The sequence below is a fragment of the Sphingomonas sp. AP4-R1 genome (assembly GCF_013113735.1).
GTDB lineage: Bacteria > Pseudomonadota > Alphaproteobacteria > Sphingomonadales > Sphingomonadaceae > Sphingomonas_I.
In genome coordinates this window covers 1,959,484-1,978,963 of record NZ_CP053346.1, presented here as the reverse complement: position 1 = coordinate 1,978,963, position 19,480 = coordinate 1,959,484, and the positions used below count along the sequence as shown (strand labels likewise).

Genomic DNA, 19,480 nt, shown 5'->3' with positions numbered 1-19,480 from the left:
GAACGATTTGTACGACATGTAGTTCCCCACAATGGGTATTTTTGTCTAGCAAAATGGTTTGTATTGGTAGCGGAATGAATATCGGGAAGCAGTGCGACCTTCAGGTTAACAAGAGCGTTTACGTCGTCGACGACAGCGCGGAGATGCGCCGTTCCCTTCACAAATTGTTCGGCGCGATGGGTATCGACGCATTCCCCTTCCGCTCCGGCTGCGACTTTCTCGACCGGATCGACGATCTGAAACCGGCCCCGATCCTCATGGATATCCGCATGCCCGATATCGACGGGCTGGAACTGATGGGCGAGCTTCGGCGGAGGGCCAAGACCTGGCCCGTGATCGTGATCACCGCCCATGGCGAAGTGCCGATCGCGGTGCGCGCGATGCGGCTGGGCGCGATCGAATTTCTCTCCAAGCCCTTCGAAATGGGGGAACTGGAGGGCGCGCTCGATATGGCGTTCGATGCGCTGCAGGATCGCGCCACGGAAGAGCGGGACCGCAATGCCGCGCTCGCGCGACTGGCAAGCCTGACCCAGCGCGAGCGGGAGATCGTCAACCGGCTGGCGACCGGGCTTTCGAACAAGGAAATCGCCCGCGAGCTGGATCTCAGCGTGCGGACGGTGGAGATGCATCGCGCCAATGCGATGCGCAAGCTGCAGACCGGCAATGTGGTGGGCTTGGTCGCGCTGATGGCGGTGGTCGAAGGCGGCAGGACGGCAATCGGCCACGCCTAGCGCGGATCGGCCTTCAGGCCCTTCGAAAAGACGAGGGGTGCTTCATTTCGCTGCGTCACCCCCGCTCATCCAGAGGAGCCATTGGGCCTTGCCGCGCCCGCTGACGCGGATGCACCGGCTGGGCCTGCCATAAGCCAGAACCAATGGCGGCTCGAAGGACGTACGCGCCGTGACATGTCCTTCGGGCCGAGGCTGTGCGGGATGCAGCGCCTCCTCGGGATGAGCGGGGAATGTCGATCCGTGCCGGGCCGCCAAGGCCGGCACGGACCCGGCAGGCCTTCAGTCCTCGGAATAGAGCAATTGCAGCAGCGGCACGTCGGAGACCGTGGCGACACCCACCAGGCCCGTGCGGTTCCACTGGACGCGCGCGAGGATCAGCGGCCGCTCGCGGATGCGCACCAGCACCTGCTGGCCCGCCAGAAGCCCCTCGCCCGCCTCGATCGCCATGCCGCTGCGCGACAGGTTGCGGATCGTCGCCGGGCGGGCGGACTGGCCCGAATGGAGACGCGCCGGCAGATTGAGATCGACGCGTTCCGCGCGCGGCTTGTGGCCGATCTCCCGGCCATGATCCACCTCGGGGGCGATGCCGGCCAGATCCAGCGGATCGTCCAGATCGAGGCCGAACTGCTGGCCCTTGGTCCAGCGCACGACGCCGGACAGATAGGTCCTGTCGTCAAGGCTGACGAAGATCGTCTGGCCGACCTCGACCTCGATGGGGGATTCCCCCATCAGGCCGCTGCGCGACGCATTGTGGATCGTCACTTCCTGATACACGTCAATCGGGTGAACGGATGCCGACATCCGCACCTTATGGCGCTTGTGCTGACGCTTTTCACGCGTTGCAATTTCGTCGCTCACAAGAGCGTCGGCAGATCTTGCTCGAAACAAGCCAAACATGGAGACGCCTCCTAACCCTCGGAGGCAGTCTTGACGGTTAATCTTTTCTACATGCTTGACGACGCGCGCGTATGACTACCACAGTATAATCACTATAGTATGAATACGGTATTCAAAACCGACTTACACAACGTGAATAGCATGTTTTTCGACAAAGAAAAGGGGCGCCCACAACGCTGTGGACGCCCCCTTGTTCCGATGATCCGGCGTGGGATCAGTAGGAATAATACATGTCGAACTCGACCGGGCTGGGCGCCATTTCCCAGCGGTACACGTCCGGCCACTTCAGCTCCATGTAGCTCTCGATCTGGTCCTCGGTGAACACGCCGCCCTTGGTGAGGAAGGCGTGGTCGGCGGCCAGGCTGTCGAGCGCTTCGCGGAGCGAGCCGCACACGGTCGGGATTTCCTTCAGCTCTTCCGGCGGCAGGTCATAGAGATTCTTGTCCATCGCCTCGCCGGGGTGGATCTTGTTCTCGATGCCGTCGAGGCCGGCCATCAGCAGCGCCGCATAGCAGAGGTACGGATTGGCCATCGCATCCGGGAAGCGGAATTCGACGCGCTTCGCCTTGGCGCCCGCGCCATAAGGAATGCGGCACGAAGCCGAGCGGTTGCGCGCCGAGTAAGCCAGCAGCACCGGCGCCTCATAACCCGGCACCAGACGCTTGTAGCTGTTGGTGGTCGGGTTGGTGAAGGCGTTCAGCGCCTTGGCGTGCTTGATCACGCCGCCGATGAAATACAGGCACATGTCAGACAGGCCCGCATAGCCGTCACCGGCGAACAGGGGGTTGCCCTTGTCCCAGATCGACATGTGGGTGTGCATGCCCGAGCCGTTATCCTTGGCGATCGGCTTCGGCATGAAGGTGACGGTCTTGCCGTAGGCCTGCGCCACCTGCCACACGACATACTTGTAGATCTGCATGCGATCGGCGGTCTGCACCAGCGTGCCGAAGGTCAGGCCCAGTTCGTGCTGCGCGGCGGCGACTTCGTGGTGATGCTTGTCGCAGGGCAGGCCCATGTCGAGCATGGTCGAGACCATCTCGGCGCGGATGTCGACGGCGCTGTCGACCGGGGCGACCGGGAAGTAACCGCCCTTGGCGCGCGGACGGTGGCCCAGATTGCCGCCTTCCAGCTCCTTGCCGCTATTGGTCGGCAGCTCGATGTCCTCGATCTTGTAGTAGGACGAGTCATAGGTGCTGTCGAACTGCACGCTGTCGAACATGAAGAATTCGGCTTCCGGGCCGACATAGATCGTGTCGCCGATGCCGAGCGTCTTCACATAGGCTTCGGCGCGCTTGGCGCAGGAGCGCGGATCGCGGGCATACAGCTCGCCGGTCGAAGGCTCGACGATGTCGCAGACCAGGATCAGCATCGGCGTGGCCGAGAAGGGATCGATCCACACGGCGTCCAGATCCGGCTTCAGGATCATGTCGGACTCGTTGATGGCCTTCCAGCCCTCGATCGAGGAGCCGTCGAACATGAAGCCTTCGTTCAGCTCATCCTCACCGACGACCTTCGACACCATCGTGAGATGCTGCCACTTGCCCTTCGGATCGGTGAAGCGAAGATCGACCCACTCGACCTCCTTGTCCTTGATCATCTTGAGAACGTCGGAAGCCTTGTTCGCCATGAGTATAGCCCTTCCCGCTATGGAATTCGGTGAATGCGCGGCCTCGCCAGCCGCAGATGATGTGCGCGGCTCGCTGGCCGCCTTGCCTTTCGCGCGACCTGTCAGATCGCGTCGGCATCCCTCTCCCCGGTCCTGATCCGCACGACCGTATCGATCGTGCTGACGAAGATCTTGCCGTCGCCGATGCGGCCCGTCTGCGCGGCGTTCTGGATCGCCTCGACGACGCGCTCCGCCAGCGCGTCCTCCACCACGACCTCGAGCTTCACCTTGGGCAGGAAATCCACGACATATTCGGCGCCGCGATACAGCTCCGTATGCCCTTTCTGACGGCCGAACCCCTTGGCCTCGAGGACCGTGATGCCCGACACGCCCACCTCGTGCAGGGCTTCCTTCACCTCATCCAGCTTGAACGGCTTGATGATCGCTTCGACTTTCTTCACGAGCCCCTCCCCGGACGCAGACCGCGTCCCGGACCACGACACAGATTAACAACGCTATGCTTCAATAGGCGCGGCATTCGGGCGCTGGCAAGCGGATCGCGCCGGGATGCGTCAGCCTGTGATCGAATTGCTTACGGATCGTGCAACCTGCGGGAATAGTGCCCGCTTTTGCAGCAGCGGCACGGCGATTAAGGCTAAAGCCGTGCCGACTCCGAGGCCTCGGGAGCGGAGGGAGTCGCTCTGTCGCGCCGGTCGATTCCGGCCTGTCCACGCAAGGTATGTCATGTCCATCGAACCCGGGAAAGTCCTGATCATCGCCACCCACCGCTTCGAGAATGCGGAACTGTTCGAGCCCCGCCGGGCACTGATCGAGGCGGGCGCGGCGGTGACGCTCGCGTCGCTCTCGCTGGATCCGATCATGGGCACGATCCGCGATGAGCCGGCGGACTGGATCACCCCCGACGCGCTGATCGCGGACATGGCAGCGGCGGATTTCGATGCGCTGCTGCTGCCCGGCGGCGTCTCCAATCCCGATACGCTGCGGAGGGACGCGGCCTCCGTCCAACTGATCCGCGATTTCGTGGCGGCCGGAAAGCCCGTCGCCGCCATCTGCCATGCGCCGTGGCTGTTGGCCGAGGCGGACGTGGTGAAGGGCCGCGCCGTGGCGCCCTGGCCGTCGATCCGCACCGACCTGCGCAACGCGGGCGCGACGATCGTGGATGAGGAGGTGGTGGTGGACGGCCCGCTCATCACCAGCCGCAGCCCGGACGACATCCCCGCCTTCAATCGGGCGATCCTCGACGCGCTGGGGATGGCAGCGGGCTAAGCACCCGGAGCGTCATCCTGAACTTGTTTCAGGATCTAGCGACCGACACCGCCGGCGCGCGTGGCAGAGAGGTTTGGCCATGGATCCTGAAACAAGTTCAGGATGACGAAGAAGGTCGGACGGATCAGGCCGCCGCCATCGCGCCTTCGCGCTGGGGCTCGGCCGCCTCGGTTTCCTCGATCCAGCCGCCGCCCAGCACGCGGTCGCCCTCGTACAGCACCGCCGCCTGCCCCGGCGCCACGCCATATTCGGGCGCCGCGAAATGCACCGCCGCGCCGTCGAAGGTCGCCGCGGTGGGCTTGGCGAGCGAGCGGACCTTGGCGAGGAGCGGCCGCGCCGGATCGATCGCGCCGCCGATCCAGTTGAGATCGGACAGGCGCGCCGACGCCACCGCGAGCGCGCTGCGCGGGCCGACCACCAGGCGCCGCGTCTCGGCCTCGATCCGGATCACGTAGAGCGGATCGCTCTGCCCGCCGATCTCGATGCCCCGGCGCTGGCCGACCGTATAGCGCGTGATCCCGCGATGACGGCCGATCACGCGGCCCGCCAGATCGACGATGTCGCCCGGAGTCTCCGCCTCGGGGCGCAGGCGCGAGACGAGCCCGGCATAATCGCCGTCGGGCACGAAACAGATGTCCTGACTGTCGGGCTTGCCCGCGACCCCCAGACCGAGTTCGGCCGCGAGCGCGCGCACCTCGGTCTTTTCCAGCCCGCCGAGCGGAAAACGCAGGAAATCGAGCTGTGCCGCCGTGGTGGCGAACAGGAAATAGCTCTGGTCGCGCGCGGGATCGATCGCGCGGTGCAGCTCCGGCCCCTCGCCCCCGATCAGCCGGCGCACATAATGGCCGGTGGCGAGGCAATCCGCGCCCAGCTCGCGCGCGAGGCCGAGCAGATCGGTGAATTTCACGCCCATGTTGCAGCGGACGCAGGGAATGGGCGTGCGGCCCGCGATATAATCGTCGGCGAAGCGATCGATCACGCTTTCGCGGAAGCTGCTCTCGCGATCGATCACATAATGCGCGATGCCGAGCTTGTCGGCCACAGCGCGCGCATCGGCAATGTCGCGCCCCGCGCAGCAGCTGCCCGCGCGGCCCACGGCGGCGCCATGATCGTAAAGCTGGAGCGTGACGCCGATCGTTTCGGCGCCCGTGCGCGCGGCGAGCGCGGCCACCACCGAACTGTCGACCCCGCCCGACATGGCGACGACGATACGCGGCCGGGCGATGCCCGCCGGAAGCTGGAAATCCACCTGCGACATGCGGCGGGCCTTTACCCCAACCCGCCCCTTCAGACCAGCGGAGCGGAAACCGCCGGGAAAGCCCGCCGGAACGCCCGATATGGATAATATTTCGAGACTCGGCCGACCTGTCCCCCCGCCCGCCTTCCTACAAGGAAAGCAGGACGGAGGTCGGAAGGGAGCAGGCCGATGCCGCGATGCGCCGCAGCACGCATTTCCGCACAAGCCTCTAAAAACCCGCGCCGCCGCGCCGTGAAAGAGATCAGGACGGAAGGCGGGTTACGATGAAGGTTACTATCGGCATGAACGGCGCGGCACCGATCGCGCCCGATTATTCGATGCTGAAGGCAGCTCTCGTCGCGGCCCAGGCCGCCACCCCCACGGGGAGGGCGAATCGCGCACGGAAGAAGAGCGAGGCGGTCGATCCGCACGAAGCCCTTCATGCGCTTTTTTCCAACGAAACCAGCGCGGAGGAATCGGCGGAAGCGCTGGACCACCGCTTCAGCATCGATGCCCCAAGGCCGGAGGAAAGCGCATGAACAAAGATGACCGCTTTCTTAACCCTGGCATTTTAAAGTTCGTTGAAACGCCATCCGTACAACCCCTCTCCAGGAAACGTCACCTGATCGGCTTGCGGTCGATCGGCCAGGTACAGGGACCGAAATGATCGAAAACCAGAAAATCAGGCCGGCGCAGGTCGTCGGGCCATTGGGGGAACCTTTGACCCTGGATTCGTTGCCCCCCCCCGGCACGACGCGCTGGGTCGTGCGCCGCAAGGCCGAGGTGGTGGCGGCCGTCGATGGCGGTCTGCTCACCTTCGAGGAGGTGTGCGAGCGCTACGACCTCACCATGGAGGAATTCGCCGGCTGGAAGCGCGCGGTGGAGCGCTCCGGCATGCCGGGCCTGCGCGTGACGCGCATCCAGCATTACAAGTCTCTCTACGAGCGCCAGCAGCGCTTCTGATCGGCGTCCGGCCACGGACGCACGTGCCCGACGCTCTCCAAAGGCCTCCGATCCCCGGATCGGGGGCCTTGACTTATGGGAATCGCGGGAACCGTTTCGGCCCCAGAGCGTCTAGTCCTTCAGCATCGAGCGTCCGACAAACGGATGCACGCGGACGGATGGAGGATGAAATGGGTCTTATTCTTTGGCTGATTATCGGCGGCGTCGTGGGCTGGCTCGCAAGCATGGTGATGCGCACGGACGCCCAGCAGGGCATCGTTCTTAATGTCGTGGTCGGCATCGTCGGCGCGTTCATCGGCGGCCTGATCTTCACGGGCGGCACGATCAACAATGCCGGCCTGTCGCTTTACACGTTCCTGACTTCGCTGGTGGGTGCGATCATCCTGCTCGCGATCGTCAATCTGGTCCGTCGCGGCACCGTCCGCTAAGCGGCCCCGATCCGATCCAAAGCCCGCTCCGGCACGCGCCGGGGCGGGCTTTTTCGTGTGGCGGTCAGTGGGCCGGTGCGGCACCCGGCATCGGCCCGGTCACCAGCAGCGGATCGATCCGCGCACCCTGCCATGTCAGCCCCCAGTGGAGATGCGGCCCCGTCGCGCGGCCGGTGGCGCCGACAAGGCCGATCACCTGACCCTGGCGGATATGCTCGCCCGCTTTCACGTCGATACGCGACAGATGCATGATCGCGCTCATCAGGCCGAAGCCGTGATCGATCATCACCAGATTGCCTTCCAGGCTGAACGGATGATCGGTCGCCAGCGCCACCACGCCATCGGCCGGCGCCAGCGCGGGCGTGCCGGTCGGCCGGGCGATGTCCATCCCGCCATGATAGGCCCCCTCCACCCCGCCCTTGTAGATGCGCTGCGATCCGAAGAGCGTGCTGATCCGCCCGGTGGTGGGATAGATGAATGTCTGGCGCCAGCCGTCGCTGTCCGCATTCAGCGCGCGCGCCGCCGCGATCTGCGCGAGTTCGCCGGACCGCAGCTTCTGGAAGGCGGGGCTGGGCGAGGTGCCCATCGGCAGCGTCGAGAGATTGGAAATGTCCCACGCGCGCTTCGTGATCGTGAGCGGGGCCTGCAGCAGGCGCCCGTCCTGCAGCCGCGCCTCCAGCAGCGCATGATCGGGCGCGTCGCGATTGAAGCCGATGATGAAGCTGCCGTCCGGCGCCATGCGGACGGGCTTGCCGTCGAGCAGCAGCAGGGCCGTGCCCGCGGGCGCCGTGCCGCGCAGCAAAGTGCCCTGCGTCATCTCACCCTTCAGCGCGAACAAAGCTGCGCCGACGATGCGCGGCGGCGGCGGGGCGACGGGCTTGCCGGGAGGCGGGGGCGGCGTGGCCGGGCCGGGGGCGATCGGCCGCGTCGCGCAGCCCGCCAGCAGGAGAAGGAGCGAGGCCGAAGCGACCGTGCGCCTCAACCCTTGCGCTCCGCCTGCGTGGACATCTCGCAGCTGGCATAGGGCTCCTGCCGCAGCACGCTCCAGTAGCGCAGTTCGTCGAGCGGTACCTTCGCGCCGGAGATCGCGCAGACGACATGATCGCCCGCCGCCATCACGCGAAACCCGTTCGCCATATAGTGGAGCCGGGCGGGCCGCCCCTGCGCCATCAGCATAGTCTTTTATCCTTATTCCGTATCCTCGCGGAGATAGCGGCTCCCGGCGCGACGGCAAGCGCGGGGTGGTGGTTGGGCTTCTCGGCCCTCCCCCCACGCCGTCATTCTGAACTTGTTTCAGGATCCATCACCTGTCCTCTCTGCCGCGCGTGACGGCGACGTTGGGACATGGATCCTGAAACCAGTTCAGGATGACGTAACTTCAGGATGACCTCGGGATTCCACGAAATAGGTGGGAACTACAGCAAGGTCGGCTGATCCGGCCCCTTGCCGGGCTTGGCCGGGCGGGCGGGTCTTGGCGCAGTGACGCCGCCACCCTCCACCTGCACATCCACCCGATCCTGCCCCGCGAACACGAGCGTCACCGCGCCCGCCGCGCGCACGCCGGCCCCGGTCGTCACCACGCCCCCGTCCCGATCCTCGACCCACGCATAGCCGCGCGAAAGGACGCGCTCGGGATTGAGCTGCTCGATCAGCCGCCATGTCTGCGAAAGGCGCACGCGGTCCGCCTCGATCCGCGCGGTGACGAGCGCCGGGCGCAGGCGCAGCCCCGCCAGCCTCTCCCGCCCGCGCGTCACCCGCGCCTCCAGCAAAGCGGGGCGCAGCGCGCCCGCCGCATCGGCCAGTTCGCGCCGCGCCTCGGCCAGCCGGCCGGAGAGCGCGCGCGGCAGGCGATCGCCGGCATCGTCCAGCCGTTGGCGCTGGGGCGCGAGCAGGCGCTCCGGCTGGGGCAGGCGCCGCGCGACCACCGCCAGCCGCTCCTCGCCCAGCTGGCGATAGCGGCGCACGCAGCGGCCCGCGCGCAGCCACATCTTCTGCACCGCCTCGTCCAGCTCCGCCTTCACCGGCACGGCCATTTCGGCGGCGGCGGTGGGCGTCGGCGCGCGCACGTCGGCGGCGAAGTCGCACAGCGTCGTATCCGTCTCATGCCCCACGGCCGAGATGGTCGGGATCGGGGATTCCGCCACGGCGCGGACCACGATCTCCTCGTTGAACGCCCACAGATCCTCGATCGAGCCGCCACCGCGCGCGACGATGATCAGGTCCGGCGGCGTCGCCATGCGCGCGAAGCCGCGCACCGCCGCCGCCACCTGCGCGGCCGCGCCCTCGCCCTGCACTAGCACCGGCCACACCAGCACATGGCTGGGGCAGCGATCGCGCAGGCGGTGAAGGATGTCGCGGATCACGGCGCCGGTGGGCGAGGTGACCACGCCGATCGTGCGCGGCATGAAGGGCAGGCGCCGCTTGCGCTCCTGATCGAACAGCCCCTCGGCCGCGAGCGCGCGGCGGCGCTGATCGAGCAGCGCCATCAAGGCGCCCTGCCCCGCCAGTTCCATCCGCTCGATCACGATCTGGTAGCGCGAGCGCCCCGGATAGGTGGTGAGCCGCCCGGTCACGATCACCTCGGCCCCGTCCTCCGGCCGGAAGGCGACGGGCGTGCCCTTCCACATCACGCCATCCAGATTGGCGCGATCATCCTTCAGCGTCAGATAGGAATGGCCGGAGGCGACGCGCTTATAGCCCGAAATCTCGCCGCGCACGCGCACATGGGAGAACGTGTCCTCCACCGATCGCTTCAATGCGCCCGAAAGTTCGGACACGGAGAGCGCAGGCGCGTTGTCCCCTGCGGCTTCCTCGGCTAGCAGCCGGCCGTTCTCATCGGGGATCGTCATGAAAGTCCTGCTTATCGGTTCGGGGGGACGCGAACATGCGCTCGCCTGGAAGCTCGCGCAATCGCCGCGCCTGACTAAACTCTATGCCGCGCCGGGCAATCCCGGAATCGCTGCCTGCGCCGAGCTGGTCGATCTCGATCCCACGCATATCGAGGCGATCGTCGCCTTCGCGCGCGACGAGAATGTCGGCCTCGTCGTGGTCGGCCCCGAACAGCCGCTGGTGGAAGGGCTCGCCGATCGGCTGCGCGAGGATGGCGTGCTGGTGTTCGGGCCGAACAAGGCCGCCGCGCAACTCGAGGGCTCGAAGGGCTTCACCAAGGATCTGTGCGCGCGCGCCGGCATCCCCACCGCCGCTTATGCGCGCTTCTCCAACCTGCCCTCGGCGCAGGCGGGGCTCGCGGGCTTCGGCCTGCCGGTGGTCATCAAGGCGGACGGGCTCGCCGCCGGCAAGGGCGTGGTGATCGCGCAGACCGAGGCGGAGGCGCAGGCGGCTTTGCGCGACATGTTCGGCGGCAGCTTCGGCGGTGCCGGCGCCGAAGTGGTGATCGAGGAATTTCTGGAGGGCGAAGAAGCGAGCTTCTTCGCCCTGACCGACGGCCGTGCCGCCATCCCGTTCGGATCGGCCCAGGATCACAAGCGCGTCGGCGAGGGCGATACCGGCCCCAATACGGGCGGCATGGGCGCCTATAGCCCCGCCCCCGTGCTGACGCCCGCGCTGCAGGCGCAGGTGATGCGCGAGATCATCCTGCCCACCGTCCGCACGATGGCCAATGCCGGCATGCCCTATTCGGGCGTGCTCTATGCGGGCCTGATGCTGACGGCCGACGGCCCCAAGCTGATCGAATACAATGCCCGCTTCGGTGATCCGGAGACGCAGGTGCTGATGCCCCGCTTCGAGGGCGACCTGATCGAACTGATGCTGGCCGTGGCCGAAGAGAGGCTTGCCAATATCCCCGTACCCCATTTGTCGCCGCGCGTGGCGCTGACGGTGGTGATGGCGGCGCGCGGCTATCCCGGCACGCCCGAAAAAGGCGGCGACATCAGCGGGATCAAGATGGCCGAAACGGACGGCGCCATCGTGTTCCATGCGGGCACGGCGCTGCGCGACGACCAGCTCGTCGCCCAGGGCGGGCGCGTGCTGGCGGTGACGGGCACGGGCGCGTCGGTGGCCGAGGCGCAGGCCGCCGCTTATGCCGCGATCGACCGGATCACCTTCCCGTCGGGCTTCTGCCGCCGCGACATCGGCTGGCGCGAGGTGGCGCGGGAGAAGGCGCAGCGCTGAAGCAGCGCTGGCGCGGATCGACATTCATTCGTTTCCCGGCCTCCCGCCGTCACCCCGGACTTGATCCGGGGTCCCGCCGCCTTCGCGTCCGATTTGAGCAGAAAGAAGCGGGATCCCGGATCAAGTCCGGGATGACGGAATGAAACGACGTCGAGATCGTCCCCCCTCGAACGCTCTCAATGTCGATCGGGCCCAAGGCGCAGGCATGACGCCCGCCCTTGCGCGATCGGTCGCACGGAGGCTAGGGGGCGGCGCATCGCCTGCGGATCGACCGTAAGAGAACAGGGAACCTTCATGAGCCAGACCACGATCATCATCATCGCCGTGATCGTGGCGATCCTGCTGCTCGCGTTCGTCCTGCTCCGCAGCCGCAAGCAGCATGTGCGCTTCGGCGATGCGCCCGCCCCGACGATGGCGCCCGCGCAGAAGGTGGCGGCACCCCAGCCCCTGGCCCCCAGGCCTGCCGCCGCGCCCGTCCCTGCCCCGATCGAGGAAGGGCACGGCGTCGATTCCGAGATCACGGCCGCGATCGAGGATGTCGTCGATCAGTTCATCGGCATCGACGCGCATCCCTCGGGCCAGACCGCCACGAAGGGCGCGGGCGACACGCTCACCACGCTCAAGGGCCTCGGCCCCAAGGCGGAGAGCCGCCTGCACGAACTGGGCGTGACGCGCTTCGACCAGATCGCCGCCTGGACGACCGACGACGTCGCCGCCGTCGACGCGCAGATGGGCGCCTTCAAGGGCCGCATCGTGCGCGACAAGTGGGTGGAGCAGGCCCGCCTGCTCGCCAAGGGCGACACCGAAGCGTTCGAAGCGCAGTTCGGCAAGCTGGGCTGAGGCCCGGGCGGATCGACGGCATCCCCTCGCGATGCCGTATGACCTGGCCATCTTCGATTTCGACGGCACGCTGGCCGACAGCGCCGACTGGTTCTTCGGATCGCTGAACGACGCCGCCCGGCGCTTCGGTTTCCGCATCACGACGTCGGACGAGCGCGAGACGCTGCGTCATTGCGACAGCCGCGAGATCCTGCGGCGGCTCGATGTGCCGATGTGGAAGCTGCCCCTGATCGCCCGCCATATGCGCACGCGCGCGGCGGAGGACATCGAGGCGATCCGGCTGTTCGACGGAATCGAAGAGGCGCTGGTGGCGCTGCACGCGCGCGGCACGCAGCTGGCGATCGTCAGCTCCAATGCGGAGGCCAATGTGCGCCACGTGCTGGGAGCGGCCCTCGCGGCGCGGATCGGCTTCTTCGGCTGCGGCTCCTCGCTGTTCGGCAAGGCGGCCAAGCTGGAGAAGGCCATCGGGAACGCCGCAGTCACAGCGGCTCGCACTATCTGCATCGGCGACGAGATACGCGACATCGAAGCGGCGCGATCGATCGGCGCGGCGACGGGCGCGGTGCTGTGGGGCTATGCGGCACCCGCAGCTCTGCGCGCGCGCCGCCCCGATATCGTGATCGAGCGGGTGGGCGATCTGGCCGGGCTCTAGCCGCAGGGCCTTATTGCACCGGGACGAAGCCCTGTGGGCCGAGCGTCATCCGGTTCAGATCCAGCCCCACCTTGCGCGCGCCCAGCACCGCCGCTTCATGCAGCACGCGCAGCTGGTCCGGCTTGCCCTGCGCGCCTTCCACCGCGCCATCCAGCAGCATCGTCTGCAGCCACAGCGTCTCGGCGATCTCCTGTTTGGTCGCGTCCCCCGCCATCCGGAATTCGGGCTTCATGCCGATCGTCTCGGCCGCCTGCGCCTTCACGGCCGCGATCGTCGTCCGGTCGGGCGTGGCGGTATCGCCGCGCGCGGCCTGGCAAGCCGAAATCCAGTAGGCGGCATAGGCATCGCCAATATCGTTGGTGTCGAGGCCATGCGCGGCGAGCGTCGGGCGAGCCCGCTCGATGATATCGCCCTGCGCCAGGATCGCCTCGACATTGGCCGCACCTTGCGGATCGATCGCGCGCAGCCGCTTCACGAAGCCCGCGAGATTGGCGCGGCGGCGGGCGGGATCCGGCCGGTAGAGCAGGACGGCCCGATCCACCGCCGCCGGAGCATCAGCGGCGCCCTCCGCTCCGCGATCCGCCGCCGCGCGGCCGGCATTCTGCGCGGCGACATGCGCCTGGAAGGAGATTTGCGGCCCCAGATAAAGCGAGGGTTGGATCATCTGGGCGCAGGCGGGCCCCGCAGGCCACGCCAGACCGAGCAGGATGGTTCCAGCGGCCGGCATCAGGATGCGCGCCTGCAGGATCGACCGATACGACATCACCCCGTCTCCCGTACGCGGATCCGGCGGGAGGCTGCCGCACGGCAGGTTACGTTTGCAATCGCGGGGACAGGTTCGCGAGACGAACGGACATGCCCGTCCGCCGAGCCGCCGCCGGCGGGGATCGAAACGCCCGGACGGGCGCGCCGCGCACAGAAAAAGGGCGGCCCGTTGCCGGACCGCCCTTCTCTGTCTTTCGACCAAGGCCCCGCCGAAGCGGGGGGCAAGTCTTCGGGGGCAGCGCCCCCGAAAGGCTTACTTCAGCTCGACGGTCGCGCCGGCTTCCTCGAGCTGCTTCTTCAGCTTCTCGGCCTCGTCCTTGCTCACGCCTTCCTTGACGGCCTTCGGAGCGCTCTCGACGAGCGTCTTGGCTTCCGTCAGGCCCAGGCCGGTGATGGCGCGGACTTCCTTGATGACGTTGATCTTCTTGCCACCGTCGCCGGTGAGGATCACGTCGAACTCGGTCTTCTCTTCGGCGGCCGGAGCACCGGCGCCGCCACCGGCGGGAGCGGCAACCGCAACAGCGGCGGCAGCCGAAACGCCCCACTTCTCTTCGAGAAGCTTCGAAAGCTCAGCGGCTTCGAGGACGGTCAGCGCGGACAGGTCTTCAACGATCTTTGCGAGGTCTGCCATGATATTCTCCATGCGGGCGCGGTACGCCCAGATAATGATCGGGCGCGAGGGCGCCCGATAAGGTCAGGTTTATGCGTCTTCCTTGGCCGCATAGGCCCCGAACACGCGGGCGAGCTGACCGGCCGGCGCCTGAAGCACCGAGGCGATCTTCTGCGCCGGAGCCTGCACCAGACCGATGATCTTGGCGCGCAGCTCGTCGAGACTGGGCAGCTCTGCGAGCGCCTTCACCCCGTTCACGTCCAGGACGGTCGTCCCCATGGCGCCGCCGACGATTTCCAACTTGTCGTTGGTCTTCGCGAAATCGACGACAACCTTGGCGGCTGCGACCGGATCCACCGAGGTGGACAGCGCCGTCGGCCCCGTCAGCATGTCGCTGAGCGAGGTGTAGGGCGTGCCTTCGGCGGCAATGCGGGCAAGGCGGTTCTTGGTCACCTTGTAGCTGGCGCCCGCTGCCCGCATCTTGACCCGGAGAGCCGTCGACTGGGCGACGGTCATCCCGAGGTTGCGCGTCACGACCACGACGGACGTTTCGCTCAAGACCTGGTTCAGCGCTGCAACCTGCTCGGACTTCTGAGCACGATCCATTGCCATTCTCCACATCGTCCGACGATCGCTCGCCGGACGCATTCGAACGCGCGGCGCGACATGCGCCGAACGCGACCAACCGCCCCGGCAGAACCGGAACGGTCAGAGTCCGATGGGGATGGGATGCCTGACCCGCAGGGAATGAACCCGACAGGCAGACCGGCGCGGCCATGAAGACGCGACCGGCAAAATCTCTTCCCCGTCTCGGCAGGGCATTAAGAGGGGCGTAGTCCCCTCACCTGCTGTCTCGGACGGATGTTCGCCAGCAAGCCGACGAACAGGTGCGCGCCCATAGCAGGATCAGGGCCAAGGTCAAGGACCCGTGCGTGGGTCCATGGCCGTCAAACCCTCGTCTCCGGCGGCGCGGTGAGCACCTCGAACGCGATGTTCGCGATCTCGGACGCGGCGAGCTGCATCTGCGCGATCGGCCGGCCACCACCGTTGCGGCGGCGGATCCCGCCCTTCGACTCGATCGTCACCGTGAAGCGATCGACCTGGCTGAGGACGATCATCGCCACCTTCTGATCATCGTCCAGCGCCAGCCGGTCGACGATCCCCTCGAAGGCGATGCTGGCGCCATCGTGGCTCGTCTTGGTCACCACATAGGCGACGATCACCGAACGTCCGGCCTTCACCGCCTGCACGGCCGGATCGAGCCACCCGAATTCGACGGGATCGAAGTTGCGCTTGAAGGCGGCGGTACGGGATGCCCTGGCGAAGGCCCAGCCGGTCAGCACGCCGAGCGCCCCGAGGAAGAAGATCCACCAGGCGATCGCCCCGTCCGTGGGCGCGCCGGCCGGGTGCCCCATGCCGAGCAGCACGCGGTAGATGTTCGGATCGAATGCGACGGGCACGCACAGACCCGTCGACCGGCACCAGATCGCCTGAAGATCGAAGAGGACGGCGCCGGCGAGATGCCCCGCGATCGTGCCCGAGACGACCACGAAGAGCGTGCCCGTGGAATTGGGCTTTTCCGGGCGGGGTGCGAGAAAATCGGTCCGCTCGCCGGATCGCAGCCCGGCGAACGCGCACAGGCCGGGAAACAGCAGCAGCAATGCCAGAACGAGCGTGTAACTGAAGGTCACGACGGATCAGGCCGCCGCGGCATCGTCCTTCCTGTCGTCCTGCCGATGATCGACGGCGGGCACGAGATAGACGCCGTCGTGCAGGCGCGATGCCTCCCGCGCGGCCTCCCAGCTTCCGAAACGACGATAGATACGCTCGCCGAGCCGGATCGATTCCTCGGTGTTGACGCGCATCATGGCCTCCTATCGACGAATATAGCCGACGGAGGCCGTGTTTCCAAGAAGGCGCCCGCCCCCGCCATCAGCCCGACATAAACGAGCATCGCCACGCCCAGGCCCACGAACCACGCATAGGCATAGAGGCCGGTCCAGAAGGCCCCGATCCCGCCGCCTGCGCCCGGAAAGGCCGTGGCGAGGAAGCCGGGCAGGTTCGGCAGCACGCCCGCCGCCAGCGCGATCAGGCCGGCCGGGTTCCAGCCGCCGCGATAGCGATAGGCGCCCTCCTCGCGGTAGAGCGCCTCCACCTCGATCACGCCCCGCCGCACGATCCAGTAATCGGCGATCAGGATGCCCGCGATCGGCCCCAGCAATGCGCTGTATCCGGTCAGCCAGACGAAGATGAAGCCGCCCGTGGTGGCCAGCAATTTCCACGGCATCATCAGCACGCCGATCAGCGCGCTGATCAGCCCGCCCGTGCGATAGGAGATGCGCGACGGCGCCAGCGACGAGAAATCATAGGCCGAGCAGACGAGGTTCGCGGCGATGTTGCAGCTGATCGTATCCACGCTGATCACGATCAGGCCGAGCAGCACGAACGGGCCCGAGAGCGTACCCGCCAGCTTCACCGGATCCCAGATCGCCTGCCCGTAGATGACGACGGTGGCGGAGGTGGTGATGACGCTGGCCAGCGCGATCAGCCCCATTGTCGGAGGCAGGCCCATCGCCTGCCCCAGCATCTGATCGCGCTGGCTGCGTGCGAAGCGGGTGAAATCGGGGATGTTGAGCGCCAGCGTCCCCCAGAAGCCGACCATCGCCGTCAGCGTCGGCCAGAACACCACCCAGAATTGCCCCGCCTTGGCGCCGCCGGGCGCGAAGGCCGAGGGTGCCGAGAAGATCGGGCCCAGGCCGCCCGCGCGGGACACCGCCCACCAGACGAGCGCGAGGCAGACGAGGATCTTGATCGGCGCGGTCCATGTCTCCAGCCGCCGGATCGTCGTCAGCCCCTTGCGGACGAAGAAGAGCTGGAGGAGCCAGAAAGCGAGGAAGGCGGCGAACTGCCCCGCGCCGATCCCCAGCAACGGCAGCGGCGCCCCCGCCAGATCGCGGCCGAGGAAGATGCCGAGCAGGGTGAGCAACGCCTCGCCGCCGATCCACGTCTGGATGCCATACCAGCCGCAGGCGACCAGAGCGCGGGCGACGGCGGGCACGCGCGCGCCCTTCGTGCCGAACGAGGCGCGCGCCAGCACCGCGAAGGGCACGCCGTAGCGCGCACCGGCATGGCCGATCAACGTGAGCGGCACGAGCAGGACGACATTGCCGAGCAGCACGGTGAGCGTCGCCTGGCCCGCCGACATGCCCTGCTCGATCAGGCCGGAGGCGAGCATCCAGCTCGGCACGGCGACGACCATGCCCACCCAGAGCGCGGCGAAATGATACCAGGCCCAGGTCCGCTGCTCGGGGCCCGTCGGCGCGAGATCGGGATTCCAGAGATCGGGCGCTCCGCCCGCTCCGGCACCCCCGGCGGTCAGAATTCCACCTCGAGTTCCTGCATCTCGACCGGCTCCGCCTTGGCCGCCGCGATCCACTCCTTCATCGGCTCCCAGCCCATGATCGTGTCGCGATAGGCCGCCGCCGCCTCGCCCAGCGGCACGTCATAGGTGACGAAGCGCGTGGCGACGGGCGCGAACATCGCGTCCGCGATCGTCGGCTTTTTGCCGAACAGGAAGGGGCCGCCATAGCGGGCGAGGCAATCGCCCCAGATATCCTCGATCCGCTCGATATCCGGCTTGGCGCCCGAGAAGATCTTGAAGGTCTTGAACTGCGAATGCAGGTTCATCGGCAAAGCCGAGCGCAGATTGAAGAAGCCCGAATGGATCTCGCCGGTGATCGATCGGCAATGCGCGCGCGCCTTGGGATCGGCCGGATACATGCCGGCCTCCGGGAACACCTCGTTCAGATAGCCGGCGATCGCCAGCGTATCCCAGACGCTCACCCCGTCATGCGTGAGCCGGGGCACGCGCACCGACGGCGACAGCAGCAGCAGTTCCGCGCGCGAATCGGCATCGACCGGAACGACCTCCTCGGTCACCTCCAGCCCCGCCAATTTGCACAGAAGCCAGCCGCGCAGCGACCAGGACGAATAATTTTTGCTCGAGATCGTCAGCGTCGCGCTCATGACCCACCCTCTCCCGTGCCCGCACGGTGCTTGTTCTTGTGGCGCAGTGCAGCAAAAAAGCATAGGCCCTTGCTCACCGTTTGGGGGAACGGCTGCATCATGCTGTACCAAGCCTACCAGACCTTCACCGATTTCATGAGCCCGCTCCGGCTGGGCGCGCGGTTCGCCCTGCTCAACGAGACGGCGGCGAACACGCTGCCCATCGGCCGCAGCGCGATGGCGTTCGCGCATATGGTGGCGGAAACGAAGCTCACGCACCGCCGCCCGCCCTTCCGCATCGAAAGCGTGCCCTCGGGCAATCGCGTGCTGAGCGTGCATGAGGAGGTGGCGCTGTCGCTGCCCTTCGGCGATCTGCTCCACCTCGTCCGCGAGGATTCCGAGCTGAAGCCCAAGATGCTGGTGGTGGCGCCGCTCTCGGGCCATTTCGCGACCCTGCTGGCCGACACCGCCGCGACCTTGCTGCGCGATCATGACGTGTACATCACGGACTGGAAGAATGCGCGCGACGTGCCGCTGTCGGCCGGCGCCTTCGGCTTCGACGATTATGTGGATTACGTCATCCGCTTCCTGGAGGCGATCGGGCCGGGCGCGAACCTGATCGCGGTGTGCCAGCCCTGCGTGCAGGCCCTGGTGGCGGTGGCCGTGATGGCGGAGCAGGATCATCCCTGCCAGCCGCGCTCGATGACCCTGATGGGCGGCCCGGTGGACACGCGCATCGCCCCCACCTCCGTCAACGAACTGGCCACCTCCAAGCCGCTGGGCTGGTTTCGCGACAATCTGATCACGCGCGTGCCGCTGCGCTATCCGGGGCGGGGCCGCGAGGTCTATCCGGGCTTCATGCAGCTCACCGCCTTCATGGCGATGAACATGGGCCGCCACATGGAGCAGCATCGCAAGCTCTTCCAGCAGCTGGCGGACGGCGAGGACGGATCGCGCATCCGCAATTTCTACGACGAATATTTCGCCGTGCTGGACCTCACCGCCGAATTCTATCTGGAGACGGTGGACCGCGTGTTCCAGCGCGCGTTGCTGGCGAAGGGCGAACTCGATTATCGCGGTGCGCGCGTGAAGCCGGGGGCGATCCGCAAGACGGCGTTGCTGACGGTGGAAGGCGAGCGCGACGATATCTGCGCGGTCGGCCAGACGGCGGCGGCGCACGATCTCTGCTCGTCGCTGCGCCCGCATCTGAAGCGGCATCACCTGCAGCCCGGCGTCGGCCATTATGGCGTCTTTTCCGGCAGCAAGTGGGAAACGCAGGTCTATCCGCAGGTGAAGAGCCTCGTGCTGGCGGTGAACTGATGCCGAGA

Annotated in this window: 23 protein-coding genes; 9 read left to right on the top strand and 14 right to left on the bottom strand. The window is 67.0% G+C overall.

Features of this window, described 5'->3' with window-relative positions; genetic code table 11:
- The first annotated feature begins 74 nt into the window (after nucleotides 1-74).
- Nucleotides 75-731, top strand: coding sequence for a response regulator transcription factor (locus HL653_RS09370; RefSeq protein WP_171744293.1), 657 nt, complete (start codon nucleotides 75-77; stop codon nucleotides 729-731).
- A 279-nt stretch (nucleotides 732-1,010) separates the two neighbouring features.
- On the opposite strand, the gene HL653_RS09365 is transcribed toward HL653_RS09370, so the two are convergent.
- The 3 genes from HL653_RS09365 to HL653_RS09355 form a co-directional block, all read right to left on the bottom strand.
- Nucleotides 1,011-1,532 (bottom strand): PilZ domain-containing protein, encoded by a 522-nt coding sequence (locus HL653_RS09365; protein ID WP_171744292.1) that lies wholly within the window; start codon nucleotides 1,530-1,532, stop codon nucleotides 1,011-1,013.
- Between the two features lie 310 nt (nucleotides 1,533-1,842).
- Nucleotides 1,843-3,255, bottom strand: coding sequence for a type I glutamate--ammonia ligase (gene glnA / locus HL653_RS09360; protein ID WP_171744291.1), 1,413 nt, complete (start codon nucleotides 3,253-3,255; stop codon nucleotides 1,843-1,845).
- 101 nt (nucleotides 3,256-3,356) lie between these two features.
- Nucleotides 3,357-3,695 (bottom strand): P-II family nitrogen regulator, encoded by a 339-nt coding sequence (locus HL653_RS09355; protein ID WP_171744290.1) that lies wholly within the window; start codon nucleotides 3,693-3,695, stop codon nucleotides 3,357-3,359.
- 283 nt (nucleotides 3,696-3,978) lie between these two features.
- Here HL653_RS09355 and HL653_RS09350 point away from each other — a divergent pair, with 283 nt between their 5' ends.
- Complete coding sequence (locus HL653_RS09350) at nucleotides 3,979-4,521, top strand: type 1 glutamine amidotransferase domain-containing protein (RefSeq protein WP_171744289.1); 543 nt, start codon at nucleotides 3,979-3,981, stop codon at nucleotides 4,519-4,521.
- Nucleotides 4,522-4,645: 124 nt separating this feature from the next.
- Here the strand turns inward: HL653_RS09350 and mnmA are convergent, their stop codons facing one another.
- The gene (gene mnmA, locus HL653_RS09345) at nucleotides 4,646-5,779 is read right to left on the bottom strand and encodes a tRNA 2-thiouridine(34) synthase MnmA (protein WP_171744288.1); all 1,134 of its coding nucleotides are present in this window, start codon (nucleotides 5,777-5,779) and stop codon (nucleotides 4,646-4,648) included.
- Between the two features lie 263 nt (nucleotides 5,780-6,042).
- On the opposite strand from mnmA, the gene HL653_RS09340 reads away from it, so the two are divergent.
- The 3 genes from HL653_RS09340 (at nucleotide 6,043) to HL653_RS09330 (ending at nucleotide 7,149) form a co-directional block, all read left to right on the top strand.
- Nucleotides 6,043-6,297, top strand: a complete 255-nt coding sequence (locus HL653_RS09340) for a hypothetical protein (RefSeq protein WP_171744287.1) — start codon at nucleotides 6,043-6,045, stop codon at nucleotides 6,295-6,297.
- 124 nt (nucleotides 6,298-6,421) lie between these two features.
- On the top strand, nucleotides 6,422-6,721 hold the full coding sequence (locus HL653_RS09335) for a DUF1153 domain-containing protein (protein ID WP_171744286.1): 300 nt from the start codon (nucleotides 6,422-6,424) through the stop codon (nucleotides 6,719-6,721).
- A gap of 170 nt (nucleotides 6,722-6,891) precedes the next feature.
- Nucleotides 6,892-7,149 carry a GlsB/YeaQ/YmgE family stress response membrane protein gene (locus HL653_RS09330; RefSeq protein ID WP_171744285.1) on the top strand — a complete coding sequence of 86 codons (258 nt, stop codon included), beginning with the start codon at nucleotides 6,892-6,894 and terminating at the stop codon, nucleotides 7,147-7,149.
- 64 nt (nucleotides 7,150-7,213) lie between these two features.
- On the opposite strand, the gene HL653_RS09325 is transcribed toward HL653_RS09330, so the two are convergent.
- From HL653_RS09325 to xseA, 3 genes are all read right to left on the bottom strand, one after another.
- Nucleotides 7,214-8,131: a M23 family metallopeptidase gene (locus tag HL653_RS09325; RefSeq protein ID WP_253717790.1), complete on the bottom strand. Its 918-nt coding sequence runs from the start codon at nucleotides 8,129-8,131 to the stop codon at nucleotides 7,214-7,216.
- Nucleotides 8,128-8,325, bottom strand: coding sequence for a DUF2093 domain-containing protein (locus HL653_RS09320; RefSeq protein ID WP_171744284.1), 198 nt, complete (start codon nucleotides 8,323-8,325; stop codon nucleotides 8,128-8,130). Before HL653_RS09320 ends, HL653_RS09325 begins: the two co-directional genes overlap by 4 nt.
- A gap of 239 nt (nucleotides 8,326-8,564) precedes the next feature.
- Entirely contained in the window at nucleotides 8,565-9,998 is a 1,434-nt protein-coding gene (gene xseA / locus HL653_RS09315; RefSeq protein ID WP_171744283.1) for an exodeoxyribonuclease VII large subunit, read from the bottom strand.
- Between xseA and purD the strand changes: the two genes are divergently transcribed.
- From purD to HL653_RS09300, 3 genes are all read left to right on the top strand, one after another.
- Nucleotides 9,997-11,280: a phosphoribosylamine--glycine ligase gene (gene purD / locus HL653_RS09310; protein WP_171744282.1), complete on the top strand. Its 1,284-nt coding sequence runs from the start codon at nucleotides 9,997-9,999 to the stop codon at nucleotides 11,278-11,280. The genes xseA and purD overlap by 2 nt on opposite strands.
- Nucleotides 11,281-11,574: 294 nt before the next feature.
- The gene (locus tag HL653_RS09305) at nucleotides 11,575-12,120 is read left to right on the top strand and encodes a hypothetical protein (RefSeq protein WP_171744281.1); all 546 of its coding nucleotides are present in this window, start codon (nucleotides 11,575-11,577) and stop codon (nucleotides 12,118-12,120) included.
- 31 nt (nucleotides 12,121-12,151) lie between these two features.
- A complete protein-coding gene (locus HL653_RS09300; protein WP_171744280.1) occupies nucleotides 12,152-12,772 on the top strand; it encodes an HAD hydrolase-like protein in 621 nt (206 codons plus the stop codon).
- Between the two features lie 10 nt (nucleotides 12,773-12,782).
- Here the strand turns inward: HL653_RS09300 and HL653_RS09295 are convergent, their stop codons facing one another.
- From HL653_RS09295 to HL653_RS09265, 7 genes are all read right to left on the bottom strand, one after another.
- A complete protein-coding gene (locus tag HL653_RS09295; protein ID WP_171744279.1) occupies nucleotides 12,783-13,535 on the bottom strand; it encodes a DUF6683 family protein in 753 nt (250 codons plus the stop codon).
- 255 nt (nucleotides 13,536-13,790) lie between these two features.
- Nucleotides 13,791-14,168 carry a 50S ribosomal protein L7/L12 gene (rplL, locus tag HL653_RS09290; RefSeq protein ID WP_171744278.1) on the bottom strand — a complete coding sequence of 126 codons (378 nt, stop codon included), beginning with the start codon at nucleotides 14,166-14,168 and terminating at the stop codon, nucleotides 13,791-13,793.
- A 69-nt stretch (nucleotides 14,169-14,237) separates the two neighbouring features.
- Nucleotides 14,238-14,753: a 50S ribosomal protein L10 gene (gene rplJ, locus HL653_RS09285; RefSeq protein WP_171744277.1), complete on the bottom strand. Its 516-nt coding sequence runs from the start codon at nucleotides 14,751-14,753 to the stop codon at nucleotides 14,238-14,240.
- A 341-nt stretch (nucleotides 14,754-15,094) separates the two neighbouring features.
- Nucleotides 15,095-15,838 carry a hypothetical protein gene (locus HL653_RS09280; protein ID WP_171744276.1) on the bottom strand — a complete coding sequence of 248 codons (744 nt, stop codon included), beginning with the start codon at nucleotides 15,836-15,838 and terminating at the stop codon, nucleotides 15,095-15,097.
- 6 nt (nucleotides 15,839-15,844) lie between these two features.
- Nucleotides 15,845-16,015 (bottom strand): hypothetical protein, encoded by a 171-nt coding sequence (locus tag HL653_RS09275; RefSeq protein WP_171744275.1) that lies wholly within the window; start codon nucleotides 16,013-16,015, stop codon nucleotides 15,845-15,847.
- Nucleotides 16,012-17,583, bottom strand: coding sequence for an NCS1 family nucleobase:cation symporter-1 (locus tag HL653_RS09270; protein WP_253717789.1), 1,572 nt, complete (start codon nucleotides 17,581-17,583; stop codon nucleotides 16,012-16,014). Before HL653_RS09270 ends, HL653_RS09275 begins: the two co-directional genes overlap by 4 nt.
- Complete coding sequence (locus HL653_RS09265) at nucleotides 17,523-18,173, bottom strand: glutathione S-transferase family protein (RefSeq protein WP_171744274.1); 651 nt, start codon at nucleotides 18,171-18,173, stop codon at nucleotides 17,523-17,525. The genes HL653_RS09270 and HL653_RS09265 overlap by 61 nt, the downstream gene beginning before the upstream one ends.
- Before the next feature lie 99 nt (nucleotides 18,174-18,272).
- Here HL653_RS09265 and HL653_RS09260 point away from each other — a divergent pair, with 99 nt between their 5' ends.
- Nucleotides 18,273-19,472 (top strand): polyhydroxyalkanoate depolymerase, encoded by a 1,200-nt coding sequence (locus HL653_RS09260; RefSeq protein WP_171744273.1) that lies wholly within the window; start codon nucleotides 18,273-18,275, stop codon nucleotides 19,470-19,472.
- Nucleotides 19,473-19,480: the final 8 nt, after the last annotated feature.